23 protein-coding genes are annotated in these 18,069 nt (G+C 59.4%); 17 read left to right on the forward strand and 6 right to left on the reverse strand.

Going from position 1 to position 18,069, the window contains the following annotated elements; genetic code table 11:
* The first annotated feature begins 212 nt into the window (after positions 1-212).
* From QF010_RS19605 to QF010_RS19615, 3 genes are all read left to right on the forward strand, one after another.
* Entirely contained in the window at positions 213-1,160 is a 948-nt protein-coding gene (locus QF010_RS19605; protein ID WP_008157325.1) for an ABC transporter substrate-binding protein, read from the forward strand.
* 149 nt (positions 1,161-1,309) lie between these two features.
* The gene (locus tag QF010_RS19610) at positions 1,310-2,209 is read left to right on the forward strand and encodes a polysaccharide deacetylase family protein (protein WP_429533738.1); all 900 of its coding nucleotides are present in this window, start codon (positions 1,310-1,312) and stop codon (positions 2,207-2,209) included.
* Between the two features lie 118 nt (positions 2,210-2,327).
* Positions 2,328-2,570: a DUF1652 domain-containing protein gene (locus tag QF010_RS19615; protein ID WP_429509338.1), complete on the forward strand. Its 243-nt coding sequence runs from the start codon at positions 2,328-2,330 to the stop codon at positions 2,568-2,570.
* Positions 2,571-2,600: 30 nt separating this feature from the next.
* On the opposite strand, the gene QF010_RS19620 is transcribed toward QF010_RS19615, so the two are convergent.
* Entirely contained in the window at positions 2,601-3,485 is an 885-nt protein-coding gene (locus tag QF010_RS19620) for a LysR family transcriptional regulator (RefSeq protein ID WP_033057700.1), read from the reverse strand.
* Positions 3,486-3,612: 127 nt separating this feature from the next.
* On the opposite strand from QF010_RS19620, the gene QF010_RS19625 reads away from it, so the two are divergent.
* The 9 genes from QF010_RS19625 to QF010_RS19665 all read left to right on the forward strand — a co-directional run bounded on the left by QF010_RS19625 (position 3,613) and on the right by QF010_RS19665 (position 12,099).
* Complete coding sequence (locus QF010_RS19625) at positions 3,613-4,761, forward strand: muconate cycloisomerase family protein (RefSeq protein WP_429533739.1); 1,149 nt, start codon at positions 3,613-3,615, stop codon at positions 4,759-4,761.
* 10 nt (positions 4,762-4,771) lie between these two features.
* Complete coding sequence (catC, locus tag QF010_RS19630; RefSeq protein ID WP_348123022.1) at positions 4,772-5,062, forward strand: muconolactone Delta-isomerase; 291 nt, start codon at positions 4,772-4,774, stop codon at positions 5,060-5,062.
* A gap of 55 nt (positions 5,063-5,117) precedes the next feature.
* Positions 5,118-6,047, forward strand: a complete 930-nt coding sequence (gene catA / locus QF010_RS19635) for a catechol 1,2-dioxygenase (RefSeq protein ID WP_429533740.1) — start codon at positions 5,118-5,120, stop codon at positions 6,045-6,047.
* 214 nt (positions 6,048-6,261) lie between these two features.
* Positions 6,262-7,221 (forward strand): AraC family transcriptional regulator, encoded by a 960-nt coding sequence (locus tag QF010_RS19640; protein WP_033057708.1) that lies wholly within the window; start codon positions 6,262-6,264, stop codon positions 7,219-7,221.
* 283 nt (positions 7,222-7,504) lie between these two features.
* Positions 7,505-8,869: a benzoate 1,2-dioxygenase large subunit gene (gene benA / locus QF010_RS19645; RefSeq protein WP_033057709.1), complete on the forward strand. Its 1,365-nt coding sequence runs from the start codon at positions 7,505-7,507 to the stop codon at positions 8,867-8,869.
* Positions 8,866-9,354: a benzoate 1,2-dioxygenase small subunit gene (gene benB, locus QF010_RS19650; protein ID WP_429509341.1), complete on the forward strand. Its 489-nt coding sequence runs from the start codon at positions 8,866-8,868 to the stop codon at positions 9,352-9,354. Before benA ends, benB begins: the two co-directional genes overlap by 4 nt.
* 10 nt (positions 9,355-9,364) lie before the next feature.
* Positions 9,365-10,378: a benzoate 1,2-dioxygenase electron transfer component BenC gene (gene benC / locus QF010_RS19655; RefSeq protein WP_033057713.1), complete on the forward strand. Its 1,014-nt coding sequence runs from the start codon at positions 9,365-9,367 to the stop codon at positions 10,376-10,378.
* A gap of 207 nt (positions 10,379-10,585) precedes the next feature.
* The gene (locus QF010_RS19660; RefSeq protein WP_429509342.1) at positions 10,586-11,359 is read left to right on the forward strand and encodes a 1,6-dihydroxycyclohexa-2,4-diene-1-carboxylate dehydrogenase; all 774 of its coding nucleotides are present in this window, start codon (positions 10,586-10,588) and stop codon (positions 11,357-11,359) included.
* Positions 11,360-11,400: 41 nt separating this feature from the next.
* Positions 11,401-12,099 (forward strand): alpha/beta hydrolase, encoded by a 699-nt coding sequence (locus tag QF010_RS19665; protein WP_429533741.1) that lies wholly within the window; start codon positions 11,401-11,403, stop codon positions 12,097-12,099.
* A gap of 6 nt (positions 12,100-12,105) precedes the next feature.
* On the opposite strand, the gene QF010_RS19670 is transcribed toward QF010_RS19665, so the two are convergent.
* A complete protein-coding gene (locus QF010_RS19670; protein ID WP_033057718.1) occupies positions 12,106-12,468 on the reverse strand; it encodes an NUDIX hydrolase in 363 nt (120 codons plus the stop codon).
* A gap of 211 nt (positions 12,469-12,679) precedes the next feature.
* On the opposite strand from QF010_RS19670, the gene QF010_RS19675 reads away from it, so the two are divergent.
* Positions 12,680-12,883 (forward strand): hypothetical protein, encoded by a 204-nt coding sequence (locus QF010_RS19675; RefSeq protein WP_008154564.1) that lies wholly within the window; start codon positions 12,680-12,682, stop codon positions 12,881-12,883.
* Between the two features lie 55 nt (positions 12,884-12,938).
* Here the strand turns inward: QF010_RS19675 and osmE are convergent, their stop codons facing one another.
* Together osmE and QF010_RS19685 are read right to left on the reverse strand one after the other, a co-directional pair.
* The gene (gene osmE / locus QF010_RS19680) at positions 12,939-13,295 is read right to left on the reverse strand and encodes an osmotically-inducible lipoprotein OsmE (protein WP_033057720.1); all 357 of its coding nucleotides are present in this window, start codon (positions 13,293-13,295) and stop codon (positions 12,939-12,941) included.
* 13 nt (positions 13,296-13,308) lie between these two features.
* On the reverse strand, positions 13,309-13,548 hold the full coding sequence (locus tag QF010_RS19685) for a hypothetical protein (protein ID WP_033057722.1): 240 nt from the start codon (positions 13,546-13,548) through the stop codon (positions 13,309-13,311).
* A 170-nt stretch (positions 13,549-13,718) separates the two neighbouring features.
* Between QF010_RS19685 and QF010_RS19690 the strand changes: the two genes are divergently transcribed.
* On the forward strand, positions 13,719-13,928 hold the full coding sequence (locus QF010_RS19690) for a hypothetical protein (RefSeq protein ID WP_429533742.1): 210 nt from the start codon (positions 13,719-13,721) through the stop codon (positions 13,926-13,928).
* 36 nt (positions 13,929-13,964) lie between these two features.
* On the opposite strand, the gene QF010_RS19695 is transcribed toward QF010_RS19690, so the two are convergent.
* Complete coding sequence (locus QF010_RS19695) at positions 13,965-14,534, reverse strand: RrF2 family transcriptional regulator (RefSeq protein ID WP_033057725.1); 570 nt, start codon at positions 14,532-14,534, stop codon at positions 13,965-13,967.
* 283 nt (positions 14,535-14,817) lie between these two features.
* On the opposite strand from QF010_RS19695, the gene QF010_RS19700 reads away from it, so the two are divergent.
* Positions 14,818-16,020, forward strand: coding sequence for an NAD(P)/FAD-dependent oxidoreductase (locus QF010_RS19700; RefSeq protein ID WP_429533743.1), 1,203 nt, complete (start codon positions 14,818-14,820; stop codon positions 16,018-16,020).
* On the opposite strand, the gene QF010_RS19705 is transcribed toward QF010_RS19700, so the two are convergent.
* On the reverse strand, positions 15,991-16,224 hold the full coding sequence (locus tag QF010_RS19705) for a hypothetical protein (protein WP_156363923.1): 234 nt from the start codon (positions 16,222-16,224) through the stop codon (positions 15,991-15,993). The two genes, QF010_RS19700 and QF010_RS19705, sit on opposite strands and share 30 nt — an antisense overlap.
* Here QF010_RS19705 and QF010_RS19710 point away from each other — a divergent pair.
* Both QF010_RS19710 and QF010_RS19715 read left to right on the forward strand, forming a co-directional pair.
* Positions 16,180-17,469, forward strand: coding sequence for an NAD(P)/FAD-dependent oxidoreductase (locus QF010_RS19710; protein WP_429509345.1), 1,290 nt, complete (start codon positions 16,180-16,182; stop codon positions 17,467-17,469). The two genes, QF010_RS19705 and QF010_RS19710, sit on opposite strands and share 45 nt — an antisense overlap.
* A 25-nt stretch (positions 17,470-17,494) precedes the next feature.
* Positions 17,495-18,049 carry a helix-turn-helix domain-containing protein gene (locus QF010_RS19715; protein ID WP_033057731.1) on the forward strand — a complete coding sequence of 185 codons (555 nt, stop codon included), beginning with the start codon at positions 17,495-17,497 and terminating at the stop codon, positions 18,047-18,049.
* The last annotated feature ends 20 nt before the right edge of the window (positions 18,050-18,069 follow it).

Consider the following 18,069-nt stretch of genomic DNA (forward strand, 5'->3'; position numbering starts at 1 on the left):
CGCTTTGGGCAGGGCTTGAGCAAAACCGCGGAGGCCGACTGCGTCGACACCGGAATCGGGGCAGGGAAATGTTCAGGGGAAAACAGTCTGTTTAGTCGCTGTTGCTGGGCAAACACTGTTCGCTGCGGGTCATGAGCTTATGCATAAATCGAATTTAAGAAGCTCGTTGTAAGAGCGTTATGGTCTATCCAATAACCCTCAAGGAGCTCCCGATGAACCTGTCCCGATTCGTGCGCAGTTTGCTGACCAGCGCACTGTTCGCCGCACCGCTGGCTTACGCCGCCGAGCCCGTCGTCCTGCACGTCGGTGATCAGAACTACTACAACGTTCGTGCTTCGGTGGAGGCGTCGGGCGTACTCAAAGACGCGCCGTATACCGTCGACTGGAAGCACTTCCAGGCCGCCGCCCCATTGGCCGAAGCGCTGAATACGGGTGCGCTGGATCTGGGTTTTCTTGGCGATTCGGGTTTTCTGTTCCTCGCCGCCAAACAGGCGCCGGTGAAACTGATCGGCGTGTCGCGGCAGAACCCTGACACCATCGCCTTGCTGGTGCCCAAGGATTCGCCGGTTAAAACCATCGCCGACCTGAAGGGTAAGAAAGTTGCTTACTGGCCCGGTGCCTGGAGCCAGCAACTGACCCTGCGCGCCCTGGAAAAAGCCGACCTGCCGGAAGACTATGTCGACTTCATCAAGCTGATGCCGATCGATGCCGCCGCCGCGTTGCCTCAGGGCAGCATCGACGCGTTCCCGGTCTGGGAACCCTACATCTCCCAGCAGATTCTGTTCTCCGGCGCCCGGCCGATCCTCACCGCCAAGAACCTGATGCCCGGCCTGAGCGCCATCGCCGCCTCGACGCCGTCGATCGACAGCAAACGCGAAGCCATTGCCGACTTTCTGGTGCGCCTGAAAAAGGCCCGGGCCTGGGTCGACAACCACACCGACGAGTACGCCGATCTCTGGGCCAAGAAAGCCAACCTTGACCAGAATGTCTCACGCCATTGGTTGCGTCAGGCCCACATGACCGTCGGCCCGGTGGATGCGCAGGCTGCCAAGGATCTGCAAAGCACCGCGGACTTCCTGTTCAAGGTAAAAGCGCTGCCGGCTGCGTTGGCGACTGCGCCGATTATCGACAGCTCGTTTCAACAGGCGTTTGCCCAGTAACCCACGATGCCGGGGAGCACTGGAACCAAACACTGTGTACCCTTATCCAACCTCGGCCCGCAGCGACCTGCGGGCCGACGAAGGATAAATGGGCGAAGGATTTTTGCCCTTTGACGTGTTGACCGTAACGGTCTGGCCCAAGGCAAAACATGAAACGGCTGTTCAAGGTTCTCTCTGCACTCATCATCGCCACAGGGCTGGTTGGGTGCATCGCTTCTCCCATCGAAATGACGCCGCAGACCGAGCAGCGTCTGAGCGCGCAACCACCGATCCGTTTTCTGCTGACCTTCGACGACGGTCCCAGCGCATCGAGTTTCTGGAATCCGACGATGACGGTGCTCGACAGTCTGGCGACGAACCCGGTGCAGCCGAACCTCAAGGCGGTGTTCTTCGTGCAGACGGGGGCGCCACGTGCCGGCGACAGCGATATCGGTCGCGAGGTCATGCGCCGCGAACAGGCAGAAGGGCAGATTCTGGGCTTCCACACGGCCACCCATTCGCACACCAACCACCGCTCCCTGAGCCCGGAAGAACTGGACCAGGCGCTGAACAAAGGCAGCGCCGACATCGCCGCGATCACCGGCACACCACCGACGCTGGTGCGCCCGCCATTCTGGAGCTACGACAAACGCACTTTCGCGGCCTATCAGCAACACGGCCTGCATATGCTGCTGACCGACCTGAGCGCCAATGACGGCAAGATCTGGGGCTTCAACGCCAGCCCCCGGCGGCGAGCCCACTTCTTGCGCACAATGTCCGAAGTACGCGAGCGCATCGCCCTTGGCGAGTTACCGGTGGTGGACGGGGTGATTCCGGTGGTGGTGACCTTCCACGACCTCAATCGCTACACCGCCCGGCATACTCGCGAATACCTGCAAATCCTTCTCGACAGCGCACAGGCGACCGGTGTGAAAATCGCCGAAAAGCCGTTTTACGACGACACGGCAGCGCTGCAACGGGCCGCCATGGCGCGTACCGTTCGCGACAGTTCACAGCCGGTTAAATTACCGGGGCTCTGGAACTGGATCTGGGGCACGGATTCTCACTGAAAGGGCTCCAAAGTGAGAAACAGCTAACATTTTTTTCAGCATTGGCGGGCGCAGGATGGGGAAAGCGCATCTATGCTGAGAAAGTTGGATCCGATTAATGGCCACGGAGGCGCCCGTCATGGTTTCAGTTCCTGAGCTTTGCCGCATTGTTGAATCCGGTTTTCAACCGCTTTCCTGTGCCTGCACGGTGAATCCCGACGGAACGTTACGGATCAAGGTCTACGACCCCGCCACCGGGCGAATGGATCTGTTGATTACCGGTGTATCACCCGAACGGCTGACCAGCGTTCGCGATATCTCCAATCTGATTGGCGAGTTGCGCATCGAGATGCGCGCCGGTCGTCGGGCGTTTGCCGGCTGAAGCGGATCTATGTAGCAGCTGGCATGCGGGTCAGGCCCGCGGTTGCAGTTCATCAATCATCTGCAAGCAATGATTCAATCCCGGCGATACGTCGCCCACGCGCCTGCTGAGAATGATCGGCGAGGTCGCGTTGTCTTCCAGCAATGGCGTGAAACCAATGTCGTCGCGGTGCAGCAATTGCACCGAGGCCGGCACCAGGGTGACGCCGATTCCCGCTCCCACCAGACCGATAGCTGTTTGCAGCTCGTTGGTCCATTGCGCCACATGGATGCTCACGCCATAGGATTCGAACAACGCGATCACATGGTCGGCGTAGCTCGGGCGCGGGTTGCCGGGGTACAGCACGAAGGGTTCTTTCGCCAATTCGCGAAGGCTGATCGGCCCGGCCAGTAAGGGGTGACCGGCGGGCAGGGCGGCGACCAACCGGTCTTCGGTCAACACCGTCTGGATGATCGCCGGGTCGTCGATGCGGATTCGGCCGAAACCGATATCGATACGCCCGGCCTTGAGCGCCTGTACTTGCTGCAATGTGGTCATTTCCGAGAGCCCCAGTTCAAGCTCCAGGGGCTCGCCGCTGCGCAAACGGCGAATCAGTTCCGGTAGCACGCCATAGAGCGTCGATGGGGCGAAACCGATGCCCAGCCAGGTCTTTTCGCCCAGACCGATCCGTCGGGTGTTGTCGCACACCTTGCCCAGTTGCTCGAGCAGGGCGGTGGAGTGTTCATGGAAAAACCGCCCGGCGTCGGTCAGCTTCAGCGGCCGCCCGCGCTCCAGCAGCAACACCCCGAGCTCATCCTCCAGTTGCTGCATCTGCCGGCTCAGGGGCGGTTGGGCGATGTGCAGCAGTTCGGCGGCACGGGTGAAATTGAGGGTTTGAGCCAATACCTGAAAATACCGCAGGTGACGCAGTTCCATGAGGCCTCCAGACGTAAGTCGGTTTCATACCTTAAAGGTATCAAGTCAGACCAATTCTATATTGGCTTCCCGAAAAAAGCCGTACCAGAATCGGTTCTAGAACTTTAAGAACCTGACGGGTATCGACATGCTTGCAACAGCCATTGAATCGATCGAGACGATCATCGTCGATCTGCCGACCATCCGCCCGCACAAGCTGGCGATGCACACCATGCAGAACCAGACCCTGGTGATCATTCGCGTGCGCTGCGCCGACGGCATTGAAGGTATCGGCGAATCCACCACCATCGGTGGCCTGGCCTACGGCAACGAAAGCCCTGACAGCATCAAGACCAACATCGACAAACACTTCGCGCCGCTGCTGCTGGGCCAGGACAGCGCCAACGTGAACGCCGCGATGTTGCGCCTGGAGCGCAGCATCCGTGGCAACACCTTCGCTAAGTCAGGTATCGAAACCGCCTTGCTCGACGCTCAGGGCAAACGCCTTGGGCTGCCGGTCAGCGAGTTGCTGGGCGGCCGCGTTCGCGATGCCCTGCCAGTGGCGTGGACCCTGGCCAGTGGCGACACCGGCCAGGACATCGCCGAAGCGGAAAAAATGCTCGACCTGCGCCGCCACCGGATTTTCAAACTGAAAATCGGTGCCGGTGAGGTCAACCGCGACCTGGCCCACGTCATTGCGATCAAGAAAGCCCTGGGCGACCGCGCCAGCGTGCGGGTCGATGTCAATCAGGCCTGGGATGAAGCGGTCGCACTGCGCGCCTGCCGGATTCTGGGAACCAACGGTATCGACCTGATCGAACAGCCGATCTCGCGCAATAACCGCGCCGGCATGGCGCGCCTGAACACCATGAGCCCGGCGCCGATCATGGCCGACGAATCCATCGAGTGCGTGGAAGATGCGTTCAACCTGGCCCGTGAAGGCGCGGCCTCGGTGTTCGCCCTGAAAATCGCCAAGAACGGCGGTCCGCGCGCCGTGCTGCGAACCGCTGCGATTGCCGAAGCGGCCGGTATCGGCCTGTATGGCGGCACCATGCTCGAAGGTGGCATCGGCACCCTGGCCTCGGCCCATGCCTTTGTCACACTGAACAAACTGGCGTGGGATACCGAGCTGTTTGGCCCGTTGTTGCTGACCGAAGACATTCTCAGCGAACCGCTGGTCTATCGCGATTTCGAGTTGCACGTGCCGAAAACACCGGGCCTGGGCCTGAGCCTCGATGAAGAACGTCTGGCGTTCTTCCGTCGTGACAAAACGTCTACTGCCATTCATCACGCCTGAGGAGAGCATTATGCTGTTCCACGTAAAAATGACCGTGAACCTGCCGGTCGACATGAATCCACAAGCCGCCGCCACATTGAAGGCTGACGAAAAAGCCCTGGCCCAGCGCCTGCAAGAGCAGGGCAAGTGGCGTCACCTGTGGCGCATCGCCGGTCACTATGCCAATTACAGCGTTTTTGACGTCGACAGCGTTCAGGAACTGCACGACCTGCTCATGCAATTGCCGTTGTTTCCGTACATGGCGATCGAGGTCGACGCGATGTGCCGGCATCCTTCTTCCATTCGCGAGGATGACCGCTGAACCCAGCCTGTTCAGTTCGCTACGCTAATAATTACAAGATGAGGAACCCACCAAAATGAACGTCAAGATTTCCCACACTGCCAGTGTCCAGAAGTTTCTCGAAGAGGCCAGCGGCCTGCACAACGACGCCGGCGACCCGCGGGTCAAGGCCCTGGTCTACCGCATCCTGCGTGATTCGGTGAACATCATCGAAGACCTGGCCGTGACCCCGGAAGAGTTCTGGAAAGCCGTCAACTACCTCAACGTGCTGGGTGCGCGTCAAGAGGCCGGGTTGGTGGTGGCCGGGCTCGGTCTGGAGCATTACCTCGACCTGCTGATGGACGCCGAAGACGAACAGGCCGGCAAGGCCGGCGGCACCCCGCGGACCATCGAAGGCCCACTGTACGTGGCGGGTGCGCCGCTGTCGGAAGGCGAAGCGCGACTGGATGACGGCGTCGATCCGGGTGTGGTGCTGTTCATGCAGGGCCAGGTCAAGAACACCGCTGGCGAACCGTTGGCCGGCGCGGTGGTGGATGTCTGGCACGCCAATACCGGCGGCACTTACTCCTACTTCGATACCACTCAATCGGAGTTCAACTTGCGTCGTCGTATCGTCACCGATGCCGAGGGTCGTTATCGCTTCCGCAGCATCGTGCCGTCGGGCTATGGCTGCCCGCCGGACGGTCCGACCCAGCAACTGCTCGATCAGCTGGGCCGTCATGGTCAACGGCCGGCGCACATTCACTTCTTCATTTCCGCGCCGGATCATCGTCACCTGACCACCCAGATCAACCTCGATGGCGATCAGTACCTGCACGACGATTTCGCCTATGCCACCCGTGACGAGCTGATTGCCAAAATCACTTTCAGCGACGATCCACAACGCGCAGCGGCCCATGGTGTGAGCGGTCGTTTTGCCGAAATCGACTTCGATTTCACCTTGCAAACCTCCGCGCAACCCGACGAGCAGCAACGCCACGAACGAGTCCGCGCACTCGAGGACTGATCGCACAACCCTGTAGGAGCGAGCCTGCTCGCGATGGACGTTAACGATGACGCTGGGTGCCTGATTCCCCGCAGCGCCCTCGAGTCCATCGCGAGCAGGCTCGCTCCTACAGGTTTCATTGAGAAAGGCCCACAGGTCAGTCCACTGACACACCGCTGCAAGCACTGCCTTAGAATGGCCCGACGTTACCTATAACAACAACGAGAGTGACCCGATGATGCAAGCGCAACTGTTGAGTCAGCGCAGCACCGTATTCGACCACGCCGACCCTTACGCGGTGTCGGGGTACGTCAATCAGCATGTCGGTAACCATTGCATCCTGATGCCCCGGGCCGGGCGACCGCTGGCCAGTCTCAATCATCGCAAGTTTGCCAGCCTCGACCTGTGCCGCATCAGCTATGGCGGCAGCGTACGGGTTACCTCCGGCGCGCTGGAAAGCATCTATCACCTGCAAGTGTTGCTGCGCGGCAACTGCCTGTGGCGTGGCCACGGCCAGGAACACTACTTCGCGCCCGGCGAGTTGCTGCTGATCAATCCCGACGATCCGGTGGACCTGACGTATTCCGACGATTGCGAAAAATTCATCCTCAAAGTCCCCACCCCGTTGCTGGAATCCGTGTGCGATGAGCAGCGCTGGCGGTATCCGGGGCAGGGCGTGCGGTTTCTGGAGAACCGTTATCAGCTCAACGAACTGGAAGGCTTTGTCGGTCTGCTGGCGATGATTTGCCAGGAAGCCGAGGCCACCGAGCAGATTCCCAAGGTGCAGGAGCACTATGCACAGATCATCGTCAGCAAGATGCTCAGCCTGATGAAGACCAATGTCAGCCGGGTCAGTCTCGGTTCACAGACGGCCACGTTCGAGGTGATTGCCGACTACATCGCGGGCCACCTCAAACAAGACATCGACAGTGAAGAACTGGCACGCCAGGCGCGGATGAGTCTGCGCTCGTTGTACGGATTGTTTGAACGCAACGCCGGCACCACGCCGAAAAACTACATCCGGCAAAAACGCCTTGAGCGCATCAACGCCTGCCTGAGCGACCCGACCTGCAACGTGCGCAACGTCACGGAAGTGGCCATGGATTACGGCTTCCTGCACCTGGGACGATTCTCCGACAGCTACCGCAAACAGTTTGGCGAACTGCCGTCGGACACCCTCAAGCGCCGGCACTGACCACACAGTTAGACCGAACGATGAGCAACCTGTGGCGAGGGAGCTTGCTCCCGCTGGGCTGCGAAGCGGCCCCCTGCATTTTGCCTGGCGCACCGCATTGGCAGGATTTGCGACTGCTGCGCAGCCGAGCGGGAGCAAGCTCCCTCGCCACAGGTTCAGCGTCGTTCAAGCACCCATCGCGTTCTGCACAAAACGGATACAGGTCTGCACCCAGCGGATAGTCCGCCCCATCCCCCCCGTCCTAGCATGGCCCTGCCTGATAAAAACAATGGAGGCGGCGGCCATGTCCCTGCGACCCGAATACCTTCACTCCCTGCTCGAAGATGACAAAGAACAGGGCATCTATCGCTGCAAGCGCGAGATGTTCACCGACCCGCGGCTGTTCGATCTCGAGATGCAGCACATCTTCGAAGGGAACTGGCTGTACCTGGCCCACGAAAGCCAGATCCCCAACAAAAACGACTTCTACACCACCACCATGGGGCGCCAGTCGATCTTCATCGCACGCAACAAGGACGGTGAGCTCAATGCGTTCCTCAACGCCTGCAGTCATCGCGGCGCAACGCTGTGCCGACACAAGTCCGGCAACAAGAGTTCGTACACCTGCCCATTCCATGGCTGGACTTTCAACAACTCCGGCAAGTTGCTCAAGGTCAAGGATCCGGCCGAAGCGGGCTACCCGGCGAGCTTCAACTGCGAAGGCTCCCACGACCTGACCAAAGTAGCGCGTTTCGAGTCCTATCGCGGCTTCCTGTTTGGCAGCCTCAAGGCTGATGTCGTGCCGTTGGTTGAACACCTGGGCGAGTCAGCAAAGATCATCGACATGATCGTCGACCAGTCCGCCGATGGCCTGGAAGTGCTGCGCGGTTCCTCCAGCTACATCTACGAAGGCAACTGGAAACTCACCGCCGAAAACGGTGCCGACGGTTATCACGTCAGCTCCGTGCACTGGAACTACGCCGCCACCCAGAACCAGCGCAAACAGCGCGAAGCCGGTGACGAAAACCCGACCATGAGTGCCGGCAGCTGGGCCAAGCAGGGCGGTGGTTTCTATTCCTTCGACAAGGGCCACATGCTGCTCTGGACCCGTTGGGCCAACCCCGAAGACCGTCCGCTGTACGAGCGTCGCGATGAGCTGGCCCAGGACTTCGGCCAGGCTCGCGCCGACTGGATGATCGAGAACTCGCGCAACCTGTGCCTGTACCCGAACGTGTACCTGATGGACCAGTTCAGTTCGCAGATCCGCATCGCCCGGCCGATTTCGGTCGACCGCACGGAAATCACCATTTATTGCATCGCCCCCAAAGGTGAAAGCGACCACGCCCGTTCGAGCCGGATTCGTCAGTACGAGGATTTCTTCAACGTCAGCGGCATGGCCACCCCGGATGATCTGGAAGAATTCCGTTCCTGCCAGACCAGTTATCAGGGCAGCGTGACTGCCTGGAACGACATGTCCCGTGGCGCCGAACACTGGGTCGAAGGCGCCGATGAGGCGGCCAAGGAAATCGACCTGCATCCGCTGCTCAGCGGTGTGCGCACCGAAGACGAAGGTCTGTTCGTGCTGCAACACAAGTATTGGCAGCAGACCATGCTCAAGGCTCTGGCCGCCGAGCAGTCCGACCTGATTCCTGTGGAGGCCGTGCAATGACCATCACCTATGACGCCGTACGCGATTTTCTCTTCCGCGAAGCGCGTTACCTCGATGACCGGCAATGGGACGAATGGCTGGAGTTGTACGCTCCGGACGCGACGTTCTGGATGCCGGCCTGGGACGACAACGACGAGCTGACCGAAGACCCACAACGGGAAATCTCGCTGATCTGGTACGGCAACCGCACGGGCCTGGAAGACCGCGTCTTCCGCATCAAGACCGAGCGATCCAGCGCCACCATGCCGGACACCCGCACCTCGCACAACATCAGCAACATCGAGCTGCTCGAACAGGCCGACGGGTTCTGCAAAGTGCGCTTCAACTGGCACACCCTGAGCTTTCGCTACAAGACCGTCGACAGCTATTTCGGCAGCAGTTTCTACACCCTCGATGTGCGCGGTGAAAACCCGCTGATCAAGGCCAAGAAAGTGATCCTGAAGAACGATTACGTTCGCCAGGTCATCGATGTTTACCACCTGTGAGGCAGCCGTCATGACTCATTCCATCGCATTCAATTTTGAAGACGGCGTCACCCGGTTCATCGACGCCAATGTCGGCGAAACCGTGGCCGATGCCGCGTATCGCCAGGGCATCAATATTCCACTGGACTGCCGCGACGGTGCCTGCGGTACCTGCAAATGCTTCGCCGAGGCCGGCCGTTATGATTTGGGCGAGGAGTACATCGAAGATGCCCTCAGCGCGGAAGAGGCCGAGCAAGGTTTTGTGCTGACCTGCCAGATGCGCGCCCAGAGCGATTGCGTGGTGCGCGTGCCGACCTCATCCGAGGTGTGCCGCACCCGTCAGGCCAGTTATGACGCGACCATCAGCGCCGTGCGCCAGTTGTCCGACAGCACCATCGCGCTGTCGATCAAGGGCGAGGCGCTGAGCAAACTGGCGTTCCTGCCGGGGCAATACGTGAACCTGGGGATACCCGGCAGCGAGCAGACCCGGGCCTATTCGTTCAGCTCGTTGCAGCGCGACGGCGAGGTCAGTTTCCTGATCCGCAACGTGCCCGGCGGCTTGATGAGCAGCTTCCTCACCGGCATGGCCAAGGCCGGCGACAGCATGAGCCTGGCTGGGCCGTTGGGCAGCTTCTACCTGCGCGACATCCGCCGTCCGTTGTTGCTGTTGGCCGGCGGTACGGGGCTGGCGCCGTTCACGGCGATGCTGGAAAAAATCGCCGAGCAGGGCAGTGAGCATCCGCTGCATTTGATCTACGGCGTGACCAACGATTTCGATCTGGTGGAAATGGATCGACTCGAAGCGTTTGCCGCGCGAATCCCGAACTTCAGCTTCAGTGCCTGCGTGGCCAACCCGGACAGCCAGCACCCGCTCAAGGGCTACGTGACCCAGCACATCGAGCCGCAGCATTTGAACGAAGGCGACGTCGATGTCTACCTGTGCGGCCCGCCGCCGATGGTCGAGGCCGTCAGCCAGTTCATCCGTGAAAAAGGCATCGCGCCGACAAACTTTTACTACGAGAAATTTGCCGCCAGCGCGGCGTAAGCAATTTCTTCGACGACGCACTTTTGTAGCCGCTGGCGAAGCCTGCGTTCGGCTGCGCAGCAGTCGTAGAACCTGACGGCACGGTGTTCCTGAAGCACCGCATTGTTTGATCTCACGACTGCTGCGCAGCCGAACGCAGCCTCGCAGGCTCGGCAGCTGCTACAGATAGCGGTTCTCCGCGAAATTGATTTTCGCATCGAGGTATTTATGAACAGATTCACAGATAAAGTCGCGCTGATCACCGGCGCTGCCCAAGGCATCGGTCGGCGCGTTGCCGAGCGCATGGCGGCGGAAGGGGCGCGGTTGATTCTGGTCGATCGCTCCGAGCGGGTGTTCGAGGTCCAGCAGCAATTGGGGCAGGGCAGCCAGGTGCTGGCGCTGACCGCCGATCTTGAGCAATACAGCGAATGCAGCCGCGTCATGCAAACCGCCGTCGAGCGTTTCGGGCGTCTGGATGTGCTGGTCAATAATGTGGGCGGGACGATCTGGACCAAGCCTTTTGAGCATTACGAAGCGTCGCAGATCGAGGCCGAAGTGCGCCGTTCGCTGTTCCCGACGCTGTGGTGCTGTCATGCCGCGCTGCCGTTCATGCTTGAGCAGGGGAGTGGCGCCATCGTCAACGTTTCGTCCATCGCCACGCGCAGTGTCAATCGCGTGCCGTACGGTGCGGCGAAGGGTGGGGTCAACGCGCTGACCGCTTGCCTGGCCTTCGAAACTGCCGGTCGCGGGATTCGGGTCAATGCCACCGCGCCCGGTGGCACCGAAGCGCCGCCGCGGGTGATTCCGCGCAACAGCGCCGATCAGAGCGAGCAAGAGAAGGTCTGGTATCAGCAGATTGTCGACCAGACGCTCGACAGCAGTTTGATGAAGCGCTATGGCACGCTGGATGAACAGGCAAGCGCTATTCTGTTTCTGGCCAGCGACGAAGCGTCCTATATCACCGGCATGATCATGCCGGTCGGTGGCGGCGACCAGGGCTGACGCGACTCGCCAACAACCCATCCTCAATCGGAGTCATCGTGATGAGCGACAAACCCACGATCGTGTTGGTCCATGGTTTTTGGGGCGGTGCTGCCCACTGGAACAAGGTCATCGCCGAGTTGATTCACAAGGGCATTACCAACATCCGCGCGGTGGAGATGCCGCTGACTTCATTGGCCGACGATGCAGAGCGTACGCGCAAGATGGTCGCCCAAGTGTCGGGGCCTGTGTTGTTGGTGGGGCATTCCTATGGCGGTGCGGTGATTACCGAGGCCGGTGATCAACCGAACGTGGTGGGGCTGGTGTACATCGCTGCCTTCGCGCCAGACGCCGGTGAAAGTCCCGGCGGCATCACGCAACGGCATCCACCTGCCGCGGCGGCCAACCTGGCTCCCGACAGCGACGGGTATCTGTGGGTCAAACCTGAGCTCTATCACAAAAGCTTCTGCCAGGACCTGCCCGCGACCGAAGGGGTGGTGATGGGCATCACCCAGAAAGCGCCACTGGCCAGCACCTTCGGCGACACCATTACCACGGTGGCGTGGAAGAAGAAGCCGTCGTGGTATCAGGTTTCTACGGACGACAGGATGATCGCACCGCAAAATCAGCAATGGATGGCGGGGCGGCTGAATGCCAGGGAAATCCTGACCCTGCACGCCAGTCATGCGTCCCTGGCGTCGATGCCGGTCGAGATTGCTGCGTTCATCGATAGGGCCGCGACGGCGTTGGCCGCAGGATAGAGACTCTTACAGGCGACGCTGAAACGCTTTGATGATTCTGAGCGTGGCGTCGCTGGTGTTCAGGTTCTGGACTGCGTCCAGCGGATACCAGATGCAATCGAAAATTTCGTTTTGCGGGCGTGCCTCATCCGCGTTCGCCACTGAGGCCTCGTACACATGGTGTCGGGTGCTGCCCGTTTGCAACTCCATCAGGTACAGCATCCCGTCGACCCCAAGCCCGGTCTCTTCCTGAAGTTCTCGCGTGGCGGCGTCGGCAATGGCTTCACCACGCTCAACCTTTCCGCCGGGCAGCATCCAGCGACTCCTTGGCTTGCGCACCAGGAGAATGTGCCGGTCCTGCTCGCAAATGACGGTCGCGCGTACTTTCATGTGTTACCTGATTGCCGTTTGTCATAAATCATTCATAAAAATGCAATATTCGAGCCGGGGCGTCTGTCTCAATGGTTGGAGTGATGGACGAGGTTGAAAGTGCAACCGGATGTCGGAATCCTGGCGCGACGTCTGGTTGGCACTTCAGGGAAGGTCAGGTGTAAGGTATTCAAGTGAGTCCAGGATCATCACTGCCGAGATGGAGGTGACTATGAGCGTTCCGATGCTGACCAAAATGCACATGAACGGTTATGACGTACTTAGCGTGAACAACGGCCCATGGCGGGTGTGCACCAAAGGTGACCGGCTTGGAGCCTTTGGCAGCAGAGAGGAAGCACTGGCCTTTGCGGCCGCTCTTCCCGGCTACAAGGCCAAAGCAAGTCGGCCTGCACGAAGCCAGAAATCAGATAAATAGAGCGCTTGCAGCCCCGGTTCGCCGGGGCTTTTCTTTGCTGGGCGCTGATCCCGGGCTAATAACCGCCACCACCACCACTGCTGCGGGAGGGCTCGCGGGCTTTTTGCTGCGCGTTGCTCCATTCTGCGCAAGTCATGAAGCTTTTATGGTCGACCTTGCCTCTGCCATCGAAACTGACGTTGTACGTTTGCTGATGGCCGGCCTGCTTCAGCTTGTAGTCAAAGCAAGTGCCAGGCTCAACGGTGCGATCCGTGATGGATAAAGGCTGGCCGCCAATCTGCTGGACTTGATCCTTGCTCATGCCGGTCTCGACCTTTGCGACCAGCGGCTGATCCCGATAGACACGCGATTCGGAGCTGCAGCCACCCAACGCGGCCAATACAACGACCAGCGCGCATAGAGGCTTGTGCATGGCAGTACTCCTGCTATTGAGCTTTCGTTCGAGTGATGATCTTGGCTTTCACTTCCTCGGCATAACCCTTCAGTCGTTCTTCATCTCCCTGAAACAATTCGCACAGCTTCAGGGTTGCTTGCGCATCCACATCATTGCCGGCCAGGCGTAGCTGCTCTGCGATGCGCAAAAGCTCTACCGCTGACCACCTCAAGTCCGACGCAAGGCCTTGCAGGTCACGCCGAAGTTCGTTTTCAGATTCGTTAAGCCACATGATGACCTCCTGCCAATCCCCGCTACGAAATTTTAGTCCCATTTCCCGGGTCAGGTCGTTTTGTTCGTCTGGGCCGTGGGTGCAGCCTTTTGTCGGGAAAATGAACGCGAACCCGCAGATCTGATGTCGTAGTGAGGAACTGAATTTTTGCTAGGGCGAGGCAACTTCAAATGACGGCGACTGATGACTTTAGATTTCATGCCCATGAGCTGATGGTTGATCTGGACGCGGCCACCACGGAAATGATGAAACTGATTTCTGCACATGAGCTGAGCGGCCCGGAATGGGAGCGGGTCACTCAATGGCAGCATGAAGCGTATGAACGATGGATGAGTTATCTGAACGAGAGGTCGTATCCGGATCACAGCGCCCCTAGCTGAGTTCAGTGCCACGGATGGCTGTCTGGACGGTAATGTTTAGTCGGTGATATCGGTCACCTGGATGATCGGCTCGTCGCTTGCCTGAGTGCTCGCACTGATTTTCTTTTCCCGACGATCGTTCATCCAGTTGTCCACCTGGGCATTGAATTGCTCCGGCGCTTTTCGCCCGACCTTCCTGGCGAGATCGAGAATGGTCTGCTGGGCGAGGGCGTCTTCCATGCGTTTCTGCGCGGTCATCATGGCGGCATGCACCGAGCACTGACCCGCCAGTGCCCACGCCGGCGCGGAACCTTCGAACAAGGCGCAACGCCCCCGAATCTCCCGGCAATCGAAGATGAGCTTCTGGCCGTCGATGGCATTGACGATATCCAGAATGCTGATTTCGTCAGAAGGCCGGGCCAGCTTGAACCCGCCGCGCACGCCTTCAGTGGCGACCACCAGTTTTGCCTTGGCCAGTTTGGTGAAAATTTTTGCCAGATAGTCCTGAGGTACGCCTTGCAGCTCGGCAAGGTCGCGCACGCTCGCCTCACGGGTGTCGCCGTAATTGCCCACCAGAAAAATCAGGCAATGAATGCCGTACTCAACACCTGCGCTGTAAAGCGACATATCAATCTCCGACCAAAGTTGTCGTAAATGTTAACAGTGGAAAGCGAGCCGAGCAACGCATCCGGTCGCGTAATCACTGCTCGTTATGCGTCAAGGTTGGCTGTTTGTAGCCTTTTCTGGACAAATCAAAGTTTTCGATACTAACCATCAGTAATTTCGTTTTGTGCCAAGCAACTTGGATCAATATAGTCGCCGTTGTCCGGTCAGCAGTGGTCAGCAGTCGCTACCGAAGAGCGTGACCTTTAACGAACTCATCACTTGGTCTTCTCCCCGGAGTTAAAAAATGAAACAACACATCCTGGTAATCGGCGCAGGTTTCGGTGGCATGTGGACGGCTTTGAGCGCCACGCGTCTGTTCGACATTCATGGTCATAACGACGTTGAAGTGACCGTTCTGGCCCCTCAGGCCGAGCTGCGAGTCCGTCCGCGCTTCTACGAACCGAACGCTCACCAACTGGCCGCACCGATCGGCGAGCTGTTCGATGCGGTCGGCGTCAACTTCATCAAGGGCTCTGCCGAAACCATCGACGTTGAGCAAAAACGTGTCGGCTACCTCGATGCATCCGGCAACCAGCAGGTGTGCAGCTACGACAAACTCGTTCTGGCGACCGGCAGCCGCCTGGCGCTGCCGAACACACCAGGTGTGGCGGAACACGCCTTCGATGTCGACCAAATCGAACAGGCCGTACGCCTGGAAAATCACCTCAAGTCCCTGGTCAAGCTGCCAGAAAGCAAAGCCCGCAACACCGTAGTGGTGGCCGGCGGTGGCTTCACCGGGATTGAAACCGCGACTGAAATGCCTGCGCGGCTGCGTGCCATCCTGGGTGATCGTGCTGACATCGAAGTGATCATCGTTGATCGTGGCGAGAAAGTTGGCGGGTCCATGGGGGCCGAGATCGCCAAGTCGATCGCTGAAGCCAGTATTGAAACGGGGGTGGAATGGCGCTTGAAATCGTCGGTCGTCGCCGTCGATGAAAATGGCGTGACCCTGGCCGATGGTCAGCGCATCGATGCCAAAACTGTCGTCTGGACCACCGGTGTGCGCGCCAGCTCGTTGACCGAGCAGATCCCGGCCGAGCGCGATCACCTGGGCCGTCTGCACGTCGACGCGCACTTGAAAGTCATTGGCCAGGAAGACATCTTCGCCACCGGCGACGTCGCATACGCTGCCAGCGATGACATCGGCAACTTCGCACTGATGACCTGTCAGCACGCGATCTCGCTGGGTCGTCATGCCGGTAACAACGTTGCCGCACAAATTCTGGGCGTGGACCCGACTCCGTACAGCCAACCTAAATACGTGACCTGCCTGGATCTGGGCGCCTGGGGCGCGGTCTACACCGAGGGTTGGGACCGCCAGGTGAAGTTGATCAAGGAGGAAGGCAAGGCGTTGAAGACCCAGATCAACACGATGTGGATCTACCCGCCTGCGGCTGATCGTGTCACTGCGCTGGCTTCAGCGGATCCGATGATTCCTGTCGCCTGAAACGTCGGCAGCGTTGCGTCGATAACGCTGTCTGTTTAGAAAAAATCCCGCCCGGGTTCTCTTGGGCGGGATTTTTTTTGCGCCTTGAACGGTTGCGGTCGTGAAATTTAACGTGTACTTTTTCATGAAAATATAAGTATAAAAATTCACGAGGCCTGCATGTTTCAGCAATCTACCCAGCACGTCGCCAGCTATTACGCCCACACCTGTGCCGATCGTCTGTTCGATCGAGCCGCGTTGGAGGGCGAGCAGGACACCGAAGTGTTGATCATCGGGGCTGGCTTCAGTGGATTGCATACGGCGTTGCGCCTGGCCCTGGCCGGCAAGCGCGTGACGTTGCTGGAAGCCAGTCGGGTGGCCTGGGCCGCCTCGGGGCGCAATGGCGGTCAGGCCATTCTGGGTTGGTCGTGTGACATGCCGCCGCTGGAGGCGGCGCTGGGTTATGAGCGCGCGCGCCGGTTATGGGACAGCATGCGTTGGGCTACCCGGGAGTTGCGAGACTTGCCCGCGTGCCATGGTTTTGATTGTGACTATCGGCCCGGCCACCTCTGGACGTCGGTGATGCCGCGTCGGGTGAGTCTGCTGACAGAATGGCAACACGAGGCCAGTCACAAGTGGGGCCACGATGGTTTGCAGTTCATTTCGCGCGAAGCGTTGCCTGATTGGGTCGCCAGTGAGCGTTACCAGGCAGGGCTATTCGATCCCGAAGGCGGGCATTTGAATCCGCTGAAACTGGCGCTCGGCCTGGCCGCTGCGATTGAACAGGCCGGTGGACGCATTCATGAACAGAGCAAGGCGTTGAGTTATCGCGAAGAGGGCGGTCAGTACGTAGTCACCACTGAGCGCGGTCGCATTCGCGCCGACGTGCTGGTGCTGGCGTGCAATGCCTACCTTGATCGGCTTGATCCGCAATTGGCGAGTTGCGTGTTACCGGTTGGCACTTATCAGGTAGCCACCGCGCCACTTTCAGTGCAACAGGCGACCGCGTTGCTACCCAGCAATGTGTGCGTCACGGACAACCAGTTTGTCCTCGATTATTTCCGCCGTACGCCGGACAACCGCCTGCTGTTCGGCGGTGGTTGCACTTACCTGGGTGGCATGCCAAAGGACATCGCTGCTGCGACACGGCCCTATCTGGAACGCGTGTTTCCTCAGCTCAAGGGTGTCGAACTGGACTTTGCCTGGGGAGGACACATCGATCTGACCCTCAAGCGCACGCCTGACATCGGTCGACGTGGCGATCTCTACTGGCTACAGGGTTACTCCGGGCATGGCGTGCTACCGACTTTGGCCGGGGCGCGTGCCGTGTCCGACGCGATACTTGGCCAGCCGGATGAGCTGGCGTTGTACCAGGGTTTGTTCAACGGCAGCTTTCCCGGTGGAAAGTATTTGGCAGCACCGCTGGAAGCCATCGGCAAGGCCTGGTATCGGCTGCGCGACAGCCTTTGAAGCATCAATTTCGGGAAGCCTTTAGATGGACATGCAAGAAGAAATCTCGGCGCTGGCGATCCTGATCCAGGACCTGCGCAAACACAAAAAATACACGCTGAAAGACCTGGCGGACAAAATCGGTCGTTCGGTCGGCTTTCTCTCGCAAGTCGAGCGGGGGTTGTCACGTCCCACGGTGGCGGACTTGACCGCCATCAGCGAAACCCTCGGCGTGCCGACTACCTATTTCTATAGCTTGCCCAAGCCCATGGCATTGCCGTGGGTGACCCGTCCGGATGAGCGACGCACGCTGTATTACGCCGACGGGATTACCGACATCCTCGTCTCTCCGAAGATGAGGGCGTCCTTTTCAATGCTTGAAAGCCAACTGGAGCCCGGCGCCAGCAGTGGTGATCGGCACATGAACGACAGCTCGGAGCAAGGTGGCTATGTCCTCGAGGGTGAGCTGACGCTGTGGCTGGATGACGATCAACCGGTGACATTACGTGCCGGCGACAGTTTTCAGCTGGCCAGTCACACGCACTGTCGCTACGGCAACCTTACGGATCAGCTCACCCGAGTGCTTTGGGTTTACACCTGATAAAAACAACAAGGAACACT

Source organism: Pseudomonas silensiensis, from assembly GCF_050434865.1.
Lineage (GTDB): Bacteria > Pseudomonadota > Gammaproteobacteria > Pseudomonadales > Pseudomonadaceae > Aquipseudomonas > Aquipseudomonas fluorescens_W.

Excerpts from the sequence above, each read along its gene's own strand:
- QF010_RS19605 (WP_008157325.1), top strand. The coding sequence starts at position 213 with ATGAACCTGTCCCGATTCGTGCGCAGTTTGCTGACCAGCGCACTGTTC.
- QF010_RS19610 (WP_429533738.1), top strand. The coding sequence starts at position 1,310 with ATGAAACGGCTGTTCAAGGTTCTCTCTGCACTCATCATCGCCACAGGG.
- QF010_RS19615 (WP_429509338.1), top strand. The coding sequence starts at position 2,328 with ATGGTTTCAGTTCCTGAGCTTTGCCGCATTGTTGAATCCGGTTTTCAA.
- QF010_RS19620 (WP_033057700.1), bottom strand. The coding sequence starts at position 3,485 with ATGGAACTGCGTCACCTGCGGTATTTTCAGGTATTGGCTCAAACCCTC.
- QF010_RS19625 (WP_429533739.1), top strand. The coding sequence starts at position 3,613 with ATGCTTGCAACAGCCATTGAATCGATCGAGACGATCATCGTCGATCTG.
- catC (WP_348123022.1), top strand. The coding sequence starts at position 4,772 with ATGCTGTTCCACGTAAAAATGACCGTGAACCTGCCGGTCGACATGAAT.
- catA (WP_429533740.1), top strand. The coding sequence starts at position 5,118 with ATGAACGTCAAGATTTCCCACACTGCCAGTGTCCAGAAGTTTCTCGAA.
- QF010_RS19640 (WP_033057708.1), top strand. The coding sequence starts at position 6,262 with ATGATGCAAGCGCAACTGTTGAGTCAGCGCAGCACCGTATTCGACCAC.
- benA (WP_033057709.1), top strand. The coding sequence starts at position 7,505 with ATGTCCCTGCGACCCGAATACCTTCACTCCCTGCTCGAAGATGACAAA.
- benB (WP_429509341.1), top strand. The coding sequence starts at position 8,866 with ATGACCATCACCTATGACGCCGTACGCGATTTTCTCTTCCGCGAAGCG.
- benC (WP_033057713.1), top strand. The coding sequence starts at position 9,365 with ATGACTCATTCCATCGCATTCAATTTTGAAGACGGCGTCACCCGGTTC.
- QF010_RS19660 (WP_429509342.1), top strand. The coding sequence starts at position 10,586 with ATGAACAGATTCACAGATAAAGTCGCGCTGATCACCGGCGCTGCCCAA.
- QF010_RS19665 (WP_429533741.1), top strand. The coding sequence starts at position 11,401 with ATGAGCGACAAACCCACGATCGTGTTGGTCCATGGTTTTTGGGGCGGT.
- QF010_RS19670 (WP_033057718.1), bottom strand. The coding sequence starts at position 12,468 with ATGAAAGTACGCGCGACCGTCATTTGCGAGCAGGACCGGCACATTCTC.
- QF010_RS19675 (WP_008154564.1), top strand. The coding sequence starts at position 12,680 with ATGAGCGTTCCGATGCTGACCAAAATGCACATGAACGGTTATGACGTA.
- osmE (WP_033057720.1), bottom strand. The coding sequence starts at position 13,295 with ATGCACAAGCCTCTATGCGCGCTGGTCGTTGTATTGGCCGCGTTGGGT.
- QF010_RS19685 (WP_033057722.1), bottom strand. The coding sequence starts at position 13,548 with ATGTGGCTTAACGAATCTGAAAACGAACTTCGGCGTGACCTGCAAGGC.
- QF010_RS19690 (WP_429533742.1), top strand. The coding sequence starts at position 13,719 with ATGACGGCGACTGATGACTTTAGATTTCATGCCCATGAGCTGATGGTT.
- QF010_RS19695 (WP_033057725.1), bottom strand. The coding sequence starts at position 14,534 with ATGTCGCTTTACAGCGCAGGTGTTGAGTACGGCATTCATTGCCTGATT.
- QF010_RS19700 (WP_429533743.1), top strand. The coding sequence starts at position 14,818 with ATGAAACAACACATCCTGGTAATCGGCGCAGGTTTCGGTGGCATGTGG.
- QF010_RS19710 (WP_429509345.1), top strand. The coding sequence starts at position 16,180 with ATGTTTCAGCAATCTACCCAGCACGTCGCCAGCTATTACGCCCACACC.
- QF010_RS19715 (WP_033057731.1), top strand. The coding sequence starts at position 17,495 with ATGGACATGCAAGAAGAAATCTCGGCGCTGGCGATCCTGATCCAGGAC.